The organism is Microseira wollei NIES-4236 (genome assembly GCF_020521235.1).
GTDB classification, from domain to species: domain Bacteria; phylum Cyanobacteriota; class Cyanobacteriia; order Cyanobacteriales; family Aerosakkonemataceae; genus Microseira; species Microseira wollei.
Map to the genome: position 1 here is coordinate 1 of NZ_BLAY01000251.1, position 10,509 is coordinate 10,509.

Sequence of the window (10,509 nt, forward strand, 5' to 3'; positions counted from 1 at the left end):
TAAAGTCTTGACGATGCTTTCGGTAACGTTAGCTGTAACGGTCTTGGTTACCGTGTAGTTGCTGTTCATGTTGGTGCCACGACCACCAACGATTTCTTGGGTGGCATCTTCCAAATAGTTCAGGTCAGAAATAATCATTGCTTTGCTCCTGGTTGTAAGTTAGTTGCTTGTGGCAACGTTTTGTTTTCTGTATTTAATCTAACCAGAATAATCAGAGCGTTGTTGCCATTTTGGCAGATTCTGATTGATGACTCGGAAATTTCTCATGACATGATTCGCCTGGTTTTTTGCCAATAAAAAACTTCATTCATTACACCAAATGCAAATGAATGAAGCGCCCTCTAGGCGTTGGCCTGAGGCATTTGATAGTTGGGTTGTCTGAACAAAAATAATCAGCTTGAGTAGTTAAGAGACTGGTTGGTCGCTTAATTATTTGTATACATATAATAAGGAGTCAAAAACTTTTAGGTTGCCAAATTGGCAGATTTTGAGTCAGGGCCCAGGCAAATTCCCTCTGAGAGGGTGTGTAAAAAGTTCTGGTTGACACGCTGGCTGGTTGCCTAGTCCGCTGGTTCAGGGGGTCATGGCGTGGCGATCGCAGTCGGGGAAGCATCGCTCTTGGCGCTGGCGATCGGTACGTCTCTAATCGCCAGTTTAGTGGACACAAGTGGAAAATCCATACATATAACCATCATTGCGGTGAACTGTGGTGCAGTATTTGTGACGCACGGGGCTAATTTTTCCTAGCCCCCTCCCCAGATCGAAAACTCCACTCTCCCTGACTGCTAACCTACCAACGTGAGTGCCTGCAAATTTCCCCCTCGGCAGAATTGCTTTCACCATATCCCCTGTCTGGAACCCAAAAAAGAGCAAAGGGGAGCTGGGGGAGCAAAGGGGATGGGGGAGCAAAGGGGAGCTGGGGGAGCAAAGGGGAGCTGGGGGAGCAAAGGGGAGCTGGGGGAGCAAAGGGGAGCTGGGGGAGCAAAGGGGAGAAAAAACGCTTTTTCGCACAATCAACTATACACAACTGATACCTAAGGACATAATATTACGCTCAAAGGAGGCCAGAAACCCGGTTGCTGCGGGGCTCTCTGGTCACCAAACCCAGGATTTTTGCTAGAAACCGGGTTTCTTTGGTCAGAAACCCGGTTGCTGCGGAGCTCTCTGGTCACCAAACCCAGGATTTTTGCTAGAAACCGGGTTGCTTTGCCTTCGGCGCTACTAATAACTCAAGTTGCTAGTTAACTCAAGTTGCTAGTTATCTCTCGATGAGCGGCTAATGGCTAATGGCTAATGGCGAGATTGGTAAAAATCCTATATTAGCAATTAGCAATTAGCAATTAGCAACGCCAAAGTTTATAACTAGCAACTTGCGTTAGTTAGATCTCTTGGCGCTGGTAATGGCGTTCCCAGGCGACCGCCTGGGGAACGAGGGTAATGGATAATTGTCAAGAGTAGACTGAGTCATGAATCCAATTACCAATTACCAATGTCACAAGTTATAACTAGCAACTTGCGTTATTAACCGAAGGTGTTATAATTCACCATTTGCCATTAGAAAAGTTTTGAGCGATTGGTAACCACTCGTTTTCGGGGGAAGTATCTTCTGGTGTCCATTCCGGCCAGAAAGGGAAATTGCCCCCCCGGACATGGGCTTGTTGCTGGCCAATTACTTCTAAATAAGCCAGGTCATTAATTTGGCTTAAGCACCCTTGTGAAGAGGCATTCTTAGACAGACTTGGCACTTTTTGATTGTTGTTTATGCTATCAGCTTTATTGGCGCTAGCTCTGGCAACTTGGCAGTTGTCTTTAACCAATCGGTTGTAGGTGCGATAGGGGATATAGTGCAGCGGGTTGTAGCCAGCAAAACGCAGTATTAAAACGCAAGCCCAAGAATACTTACCTGCCAGTATCGCTTCCACAATTTGATTCAATTGTTCTTGGCTCATCGCTTTGTCAATTTTTGTATTGTAAGAAGGCATTTGGTGACTAATAGTCATGGGAATCGCGCTCCTTGATATTAATTGCAATTTTTCTTTTGCCAGATGTTACTGACTCTAGCAGCATAGGGAATTTATAAATTGAGGCCGCCTTTTTGCATTTGCTTAATCGGGTCTAACAGGATATCTACAATGCGACGACGGCGGATGATAATATCTGCGGTGGCTGTTTGGCCCGGTTTAAACGGAATCTTTTGAGCATCCGCAGTAGTAACGTTATGACGATCGAGGGCAATTTGCAGCAGGTAAACTGCACCGAGTTGCTGATCGGGTTTGCTATCGGGGGAGATGGAGACCACCTTGCCCGACACAATCCCGTATTCTTGAAACGGATAAGAATCTAATTTGACCTTCACCTCTTGTCCGGTTTTGATGAAGCCTGCTTCTTGGTTGGGCAGTTTAGCCATCAGAACCAGGGGTGCGTCTTGGGGAGCCAGTTCGGCAACTATTTGTCCTGGTTGAAGCACTTCTCCGGGGTTGCGGACGTTGAGCGACAGGACAACACTATCGACAGGGGCGGTGAATACAAGCTGTTTTAACTCGGTTTTAGCTCTTTTGAGCAGTTTTTCAGTTTGGTCAGCTTGGGCTTGCACCTGGGTTTTTTGCACTTCCAACTGCTGAATTTTTTGCCGATTCTGTACTTGAATCGCCTGTGCTTCGGCTTGATTTTGCTTGTTCTCGGCTTGGAGGCGGGTTAATTCTGCCTGGGCTTGTTTTAATTCGGCTTGCAGTCGCTCTAATTCCTTGGTGGCTTGTTTGAGATCGCCTTCAGTTTGGGTAATCATACGAGTGCGATCGCGCAAAGCTTGCTCGGCTTGAAACAATTGTTCCTTAATGTTGCTATCTTCTTGCAGTTGGGTTTGCACAATTGCGCGCTGGCGATCGCGCAAAGCTTGCTCGGCTTGGAATAATTGTTCCTTAGTGCGGCTCTCCTCGGCTAATTTGGCTTCGGTAATCGCCCGCTGGCGATCGCGCAAAACTTGCTCCAAGTCGGCTAACCGTTCCCTGGGTAAAGCGCCTTCTTCAACTAGGGGTCTTAGCCGTTCTATGCGCGCCTTCGCTGCCTCAACATCGACCTGTAGTTTCTCGATCAGTTCTTGAGTCATGCGGGGCAGCGGTTGTAGCTGTTCTTGTCGCCGTTTCGAGGCATCGGCATCGGCTTGCAGTCGGGTGAGCAGTTCTTGGGATCTGGCTGCCAGGGGTTGTAGCCGTTCCCGTCGAGCTTTGTAGGCGTCGGCTTCTGCCTGCATTTGCAACAGCAGTTCCTTCGTCGTGCCAACCCTTTCCTGAGCTTGTGCAATAGTTTTTTGCACCCCCTGAACCCTGGCATTTGCCTGCTGAACGATCGCTTCCAGGGCTTTTTCCTTAGCAAGTGCGATCGCGGCGTTGGTTTGTGCTTCTAAGCGGGTTTGTTCGATCAAAGCTTGTGTTTGGAAGAATTGAGTTTGGTAGGAACCCCGCTCTTTCTCCAGTCGCTCGATTTCGTTGGTAGCAATTTGATTGTCTAACTCTAGCAGTACCTGACCTGCTTTGACCGTCTCGCCTTCCTTGACTGCTATGCGGGCAATCTTCCCCGGCACGACGGGATTGATTTTATAAGGCTCGCCTTGGGGCACCAGCTGACCGCGAGCGTGACCTACTTCTTCAATTTTTCCCACATTTGCCCAGACACCAAACGCTCCACAGAACGCCATGCCGCCCAGTAGCATTCGCAAGGGCAAAGTTGCGGGTGGCTGGTCTAGCAAGCTCTGTAACGAGGTTGACCAGTCATGGTTGATCGATGGGTTAATCGTTTCTGCTGCTTTGCCTTCGGCTATCGGTACTATTTTGCCTTGCCGGTTGGTGGTGGGGGGGTAGTCTATTGCAGCATTTGTACCCCCATAAACAGAGGAGAAAGATGACTCGTTGACGATGGGATTTTCTTTAGCAGTCGCGTCCCAATTCTCATGCCTGTTCCTATTGAGGGGGCGTTCAGGTGTAGATCCAGAATTCGGTTCGATTGGTTGTTGCATGATAGTGCCCCAAAATTAAAAAAGCCTAATTTTGATCGCAATGACTGCTCTTGGTTGCTTTTAGATGGGATACTTCGCAGTACTTTCCTGGTTGAACTCAGCAACTTTACTGATGCAGTTTTTTGCATTTTGTTTTTCCTCCAACTTCTTTCCGTATTTTTACCGAACTGAGCGGGTAGCGCTTGCCAACTTGGCAGGTTTTTGGTTAATTTCTAGTTAATCTTGGCAATAACTTCATAATACTGCTCAAGATTTAGCTTTTTAACCACTTTTTTAAAATTTTTATGAAGTTAGACCCGAAGTAACTTGCGTAAAAATACGGAATTTAGTTGAGCGGGATTAACTATTCTTGGGAATTGAGTTGGTAAGGTATGCTCCAGGAAGTTGAGGAGCAACCTTGACCAGGGTTGATTAAAGATTGAGCTGCTGCTGGGCCAAGTGGAAATATAGACCTTGCAGCGCCATCAGTTGTTCGTGATTGCCCTGCTCGACTAGAATGCCTCGGTCTAGCACCAAGATGGAGTCGGCATTGCGTACAGTACTGAGACGGTGGGCAATGATAAAGGTGGTGCGATCGCGGGACAAACGCTCCAGATTGTTCTGAAATCGCCGTTCTGATTCGGTATCGAGAGAGCTGGTGGCTTCGTCCAACACCAGAATGGGGGGTGCGCCCAACAGAGCGCGAGCGATCGACACCCGCTGGCGCTGTCCGCCAGAAAGGCTCGCCCCTCGCTCGCCGACTTTGGTGTTGTAACCCAAGGGCAAATCCTGAATAAACGTATGTGCTTCTGCCAGTTTCCCCACTTCCGTGACTTGCTCCAGGGTGAAATCCGGTCGATAGAGGGTGATGTTTTCCAGGATGGTGCCGGAAAATAGGAACGACTCCTGAGGTACCACCCCCAATTGAGAGCGGAAAGACTGGGGAGAAACGTGGCGCAGATCGTGTCCGTCGATCAGGACGCGACCAGTGTCGGCATAATAAAGACCCTGCAACAGTTTCACCAACGTACTCTTGCCGGAACCGCTGCGACCGACAATAGCGATGGTTTGTCCGGGGTGCGCCTCAAAAGAAATGTTCTGAAGTGTATTGCGCTCTTGGTCGGGACTGTAGCGGAAGGAAACGTTTTCGAACCGCACTTCTCCCCGCAGGCGGGGCAAGATCAGCATCGGTTTTCCAGGAATTTGTTCGGGTTCTGCCTCAAACACATCGTTGAGGCGTTCCACCGAAATCAGCACTTCTTGCAGTTGGTTCCACATACCCACCAAGGCCAGAAATGGGCTGATGACGCGACCAATCATCATGTTAAAAGCCATAAACTGACCGATGGTTAGCTGGTCTTGAATTACCAGCGTGGCTCCGTACCACAGCAACGCCGTGCCGCCTAAGGTATTAATCGACCCACTGATTACTTGCAATCCAATCCCCAAATTCTGACCCTTAAACCCCAGATTCAGGGTGTTGGTAAAGCGGTCTTCCCAACGCCAGCGGACTTCGCGTTCGGCGGCTACGGCTTTGACGGTGGAAACCCCGGTGAGCATTTCCACCAGCAGGGAATTTTGCTCTGCTGATTCGTTAAAGATTTCGCGGGACACCTGTCGCAGTATGGGGGTAGCCACCAGGGTCAAAATAACGATCGGAGGAATCAACGCCAGCACCAGCAGGGTCAGCTGCAAGTTGTAATAGAGCATCAGACCCAAATAAATCAGCCCCATGAGCATATCTAACCAAGCCAAGACGACTTGACCGATGAGAAACTGCTGGATCTTGTTGTTTTCTTGAACGCGGGTGAGGATATCCCCCACGCGGCGCGATTCAAAAAACTTCAGGGGTAACATCAGGGTATGGTTGATAAAACCACCGATCAGGGTGAGATTCAATCGGTTAGAAAAAAAGGCCAGCAGGTATTGGCGGGTAGCGCCCAACCCCATGTTCCAAAAGTTAAACAAAAGCAGTCCCAGAATGAAGATATTCAGGGTGGGTAAGCTTTTGTGTACGACTACCTGGTCGAAAATGATCTGGGTAAACAGGGGGGTAACGACGCTAAAAACCTGAACCAGCAACGAGGTGAGAATGATTTGCGCCATCAGGGACTTGTAAGACCCGAGGGCACCGACGAATCGACCCAGGGAGATTTTCTGGGATTCGGCGTCCCGCAAGCGGGGCGTGGGGTCGAGTACCAGGGCGTAACCGCTCCAGTTTTGCAGAAATTCTTTGCGGGAGATCGATTTCTTGCCTTGGGCGGGGTCGGCAACCACAATGCGATTGCCCTTACACTTGTAAACGACAACGTAGTGAATTCCCTGCCAGTGAGCAATCCAGGGGTTTTTCTGCTCGGCCATTTTGCCGATAGAAGCTCGCACTGGTCGAGCCATAAATCCCAGGCTTTCTGCCCCAGCGGCTAAGTTTTTCAGCGATGCACCAGCAAGACCGACATTAACAAGTTCTCGCAGGTAGCTGATGGTAAATCGCTTGCCCCAGTACAGAGAGATCATCGACAGGCAAGCTGCGCCGCAGTCGGAAGAACTTTGCTGCAAAATCAAGGGATAACCTTGCCAAGGCCACCGCAGGCGCCGCACTGGTTTGGGAAACGCAACGACATTCGGCGATTTGCCTGGTGGTTTCGGGGGATTGGGGTCTTTGTCTTTTGGCTGTGGAGAGGGGGTGCTTGACGGGGAAATTGTCCGCTGTCCCTTTGGTTTTTTTCTTGGGTTTGCTGACTTCTGTCCGTTGTTCGCGGCTGCATCCCCCGATGGGTTGAAGTACTTCGGCGCGATGGCGCTAGCTGCTTGCCAATCTTCCAATCCCAGCTGATACACCAATAAATCTGTCTTCGCTACCCAATCCGGCGGCGTTTCCTCCGGATATCCCCAACTCGGGTGTAGATCGCTGACTACTTCTCCTTTGTTTCCCCGACTCAACTCCCCACTCCCAAGCCAGTAGCGACCACCACTGGCAGGGGTTGCTTTTGCTAGAGATTCCCCCGATCTTATCCGTATTTCTGCGATATTAGGTACAATTTCGCGCAGTTGGTGGCTGGGCAAGCGTCGCAGGTCGGTTGAGGTTTTAAAGAATATTTGCCGCTGCCGCTTTTGAGTTTCTCCTTCCAGGTATTCTCGCAGTGCGGGTAACCTTTCTAACCAGCGAGCGAGTTGCGCCGCCTCCAGACAAGCCACTTGCAACGCCCCTGCTGCGATCGCTCGGTAAGGCAAAGCGCGAGGGCACAATAGTGCGTCTGCACCAAAAGTCTCCCCTTCCTCTAGTACCACCGCCGAAACTTGCTGCTGCCCAAAAGCATCAACACCCAGCAGTCGCACCCGCCCCTGACAAACAATGTAAAAATTATCGCCATTATGTTCTTGGCGAACAATATTTTGGGAAGAATCTGGCAATATACAATTAAATGCCTCATCACCAAGCTCAAGATTAGAAACTTTTAACGATTGCTCGAATTCTGAGGCGAGGGATGCATCTACTCGAGCTGCATTGAACAGCTTTTGTACTGCAAGCAAAAGGTTGGATTCTTCTTGGTTATCTCGACTGGGAAATTTTTCCCGATAGCTGGCAGTCTGATTCATTATTATCGGCCTCTCTACCTGTAAGGGGTAAAGTACTTGGGGTTAAAACGTTCACAGCAAACCAAGGAGAGCAAAAATGCTAACCGACTTGTGGCGATTGCCGTGCTGTTAAGTCGGTATCAAATTCTTAAGTTATTTTACTTTCTTCTGGAAAGCAACAAAGCAAAACTGAAGTTGGTTTCTGGTTGCCGTGAACGGGAAATGTTGAAGTTCATCTTTTACAAAAGTTAAATCTTTGTCGTTTGAACGATTAGCTATTTCATTTTACTAGAAAAGATCTAGCACAGTTTTAGCCATGTCAGTGAATCCACAGAGCGGGGTTTGATTCTATTTAAGGGTTGGGGGAACCATTAACACAAGGTTAAAAAATTTTTTTTACTGAATCTTTATAGAAGATTCATCAAAGCTTTATATTACAAGTTATTAATTCAATTTAAGCATTTTTTAAGTATTTTCAAAAAGCCCGCGCTGCAAGTATTTGAAGCTTACCTGGTTGTCCTGCTAGAAATTTCCCGTCAGTGAATTCGCAAAATCTAACCTCTAACAGGGCTTCCCCAGCTGGAAAGGGGGTTGCACTTAAGCAGAAGCGGCGTTTGAGGAGGGTCAAGCCCCTGGCTGAATTGACCAACAGCATCGAAATCAACCCTAACAATATTGTTTTGAAATATTAAATTAACCAATTGCAAGAGGATAATGTATCTAATTTGCCATCCCCCTAAAGTATGACTTAAGAAATCTTCCCCTACTTTTCGTACTTTTCGTACTTTTCGTACTTTTCGTACTTTTCGTACTTTTCGTACTTTTCGTACTTTTCCCATGTCATATCATGTTTGGTGGCATCGGAATTTCAATATGATTCAGGAGGTAGGGGCGAATGGTGAAAAGGCGCTATGCCCGGGCGAAAAGTCAAGTTATGTCAAGGAAAGTCTTAAGAATTGTCTACTAAGGTAAGTTTCTAGTTATAAGTTGTGACATTGGTAATTGGTAATGGGATTCATGCCTCAGTCTACTCTTGACAATTACCAATTACCGATTACCTATTACCAGCGGTCTTGGATGTAACTAGCAACTTGAGTTAACTATATAAAGATACAATAAAAATTCAAGCGTCATCTTTACAACAGACGGTTTCTGGAAGCTTTGAAGGAGCAGATTTACCTTCACGGGCATTGGCAACAGCAGTTGTGATAAACTCCAAGATATTGCGTTGTTGTGATTTAAGCGTAGTCACTACAGTTAGCATTCGTGCCACAAAAGTAATCCCTGCTTTAGTTTGGGAACCAAAACTGGTACGCCGCCATATTACAGCCGGACGAATAGCTCAAAGGGCGGCATTGTTGGTTGGCTCAACACCTGGAGTTGTCACAAATAACCACATCGCACCCTCAACCTTAAGTAGTTGACGACAAGTGCGAACTGTTTTCGCCAAAGGGGTTTTTTCTTTGGATGTAATCTCGTAATCGGCGGCTTGTTGTAACAGTGATACGATCTGGCGACGAATATCTTTGACTAATTCTATAAAATCACCACGAGCAAGAGTGCCGTCGCTTACCCTCTGCCATAACTCGAATAACTTCTCTTGTTGTTGAACTAATCGGGTTCCTAATTCTTTGCATACCCCTGGACGTTCTGAGATTTTAATAAATTCTCTTTTCAGATGCGCCCAACACAATTGCCTATCTTTGAGTGTGGGGATACCGAGCGGTCTTTGCTTACCGTTAGCTTTGGGGATGTACACACGACGAACTGGCACGGGTCGGAATTGTTTTGATTTTAATTTTGCCTGTAGCTCTCTCACCAATTCAGCTTGGGCTGTTTCGGTTGCGAGGGTTTTCTTCGTCATTCCGTCTATCCCTGCCGTTCTTGCTCCTTGATGGGAGAGAACGGCTTTTATGGCGGTTCTAATCGATTCTTCCCGACAGATGAGTCGATAAAGATGGTCGAACTGATGGTCCAGGTTATGCTTGGCCTTGATGGCGAGACTATGTTGGGTTTTGATGATATCGGACATAGGTTGTAGTCCTCTCTACTTCGCTTAACTCATCTCTAGCAATGACTGCCGTCCTTCGCCTCGTATCAGTTTTTCTCTGACTCTGACTACTATGACGGCTCTGTCACACGATAATTACTTCAGTCGCAGCTAACCCAGTCTGGGAAAGACCAATTATCGTGTTTCCTACGTTCATACAGTGGTACGTGGTTACGTCTAGCCTTAGACTTCCTCTTTACAGCTGTAGGAGAAAGACCTAGTATCCGCGACAACAGCCGATGATTTATACCCCTATAACCAGGGCGGTTCAGTCCGGGTCGATAGACCTTTTCATCAGTAGAGTGAAATACTGATTTACCTGTTGTCTCACGCCATCTCTGTCGTTTAGCAGGATGTCCAAGGTGAAGGTGCTTCTGACAAGGATTCCTTTCGTAGTCTTAGCTAGACTCAGGCTCGAAACCTCATACTGTAACAGAGTGCCAGTATTTTGTTCCTTGTTTCCCAGGCAAGAGACAAGTTCTCGCTCATTGTCCCTTGCCTGCTGGGTCAGCCTTAGTACCTTGGGGGAGGTACTATCTTTTGGTAGTTTTCGCTCTCCTTGAGCATTACCACTGTACGCTTCGTAGCGCACTCACCCCGCCCTGTGGCGTACCCTCTGAAGTTGGAAATAGGTTTTTCCCATCCATTACACCTGCCTTTAACCAGGATTTAATTTGTTTTTGGAGTTTGGGAAATGTGTTTATTTTCGCCAAAAGTGCTTCATGGTTGATTTTATCGAAACATTTTGCAATATCGGCATCTAACACATATTTGGCTTTTTGCCTAATTGCGTTGTATATTGCTTCGATGGCATCATGACATGAGCGTCCGGGTCTAAATCCGTAAGAATTAACCTCGAAACGCGCTTCCCATTCCGGTTCGAGTGCTAGTT

At 47.6% G+C, this 10,509-nt stretch carries 4 protein-coding genes and 1 pseudogene; all 5 read right to left on the bottom strand.

Annotated features, from left to right (window positions below; all coding sequences use genetic code 11):
- Nucleotides 1-1,541 precede the first annotated feature (1,541 nt).
- On the bottom strand, nucleotides 1,542-2,000 hold the full coding sequence (locus MiSe_RS44265) for a HetP family heterocyst commitment protein (RefSeq protein ID WP_226592900.1): 459 nt from the start codon (nucleotides 1,998-2,000) through the stop codon (nucleotides 1,542-1,544).
- A 74-nt stretch (nucleotides 2,001-2,074) separates the two neighbouring features.
- A complete protein-coding gene (locus MiSe_RS44270; RefSeq protein WP_226592902.1) occupies nucleotides 2,075-4,012 on the bottom strand; it encodes a beta-barrel domain-containing protein in 1,938 nt (645 codons plus the stop codon).
- Nucleotides 4,013-4,423: 411 nt separating this feature from the next.
- A complete protein-coding gene (locus MiSe_RS44275) occupies nucleotides 4,424-7,588 on the bottom strand; it encodes a peptidase domain-containing ABC transporter (RefSeq protein ID WP_226592904.1) in 3,165 nt (1,054 codons plus the stop codon).
- Between the two features lie 1,321 nt (nucleotides 7,589-8,909).
- Complete coding sequence (locus MiSe_RS44280; protein WP_226592906.1) at nucleotides 8,910-9,599, bottom strand: IS66 family transposase; 690 nt, start codon at nucleotides 9,597-9,599, stop codon at nucleotides 8,910-8,912.
- Nucleotides 9,600-10,210: 611 nt separating this feature from the next.
- Nucleotides 10,211-10,509, bottom strand: a pseudogene (locus MiSe_RS44285) (reverse transcriptase domain-containing protein); the annotation flags it as partial.

What these genes read in the sequence shown, in the direction of transcription:
- MiSe_RS44265 (WP_226592900.1), bottom strand. Translation starts at nt 2,000, where the DNA reads ATGACTATTAGTCACCAAATGCCTTCTTACAATACAAAAATTGACAAA.
- MiSe_RS44270 (WP_226592902.1), bottom strand. Translation starts at nt 4,012, where the DNA reads ATGCAACAACCAATCGAACCGAATTCTGGATCTACACCTGAACGCCCC.
- MiSe_RS44275 (WP_226592904.1), bottom strand. Translation starts at nt 7,588, where the DNA reads ATGAATCAGACTGCCAGCTATCGGGAAAAATTTCCCAGTCGAGATAAC.
- MiSe_RS44280 (WP_226592906.1), bottom strand. Translation starts at nt 9,599, where the DNA reads ATGTCCGATATCATCAAAACCCAACATAGTCTCGCCATCAAGGCCAAG.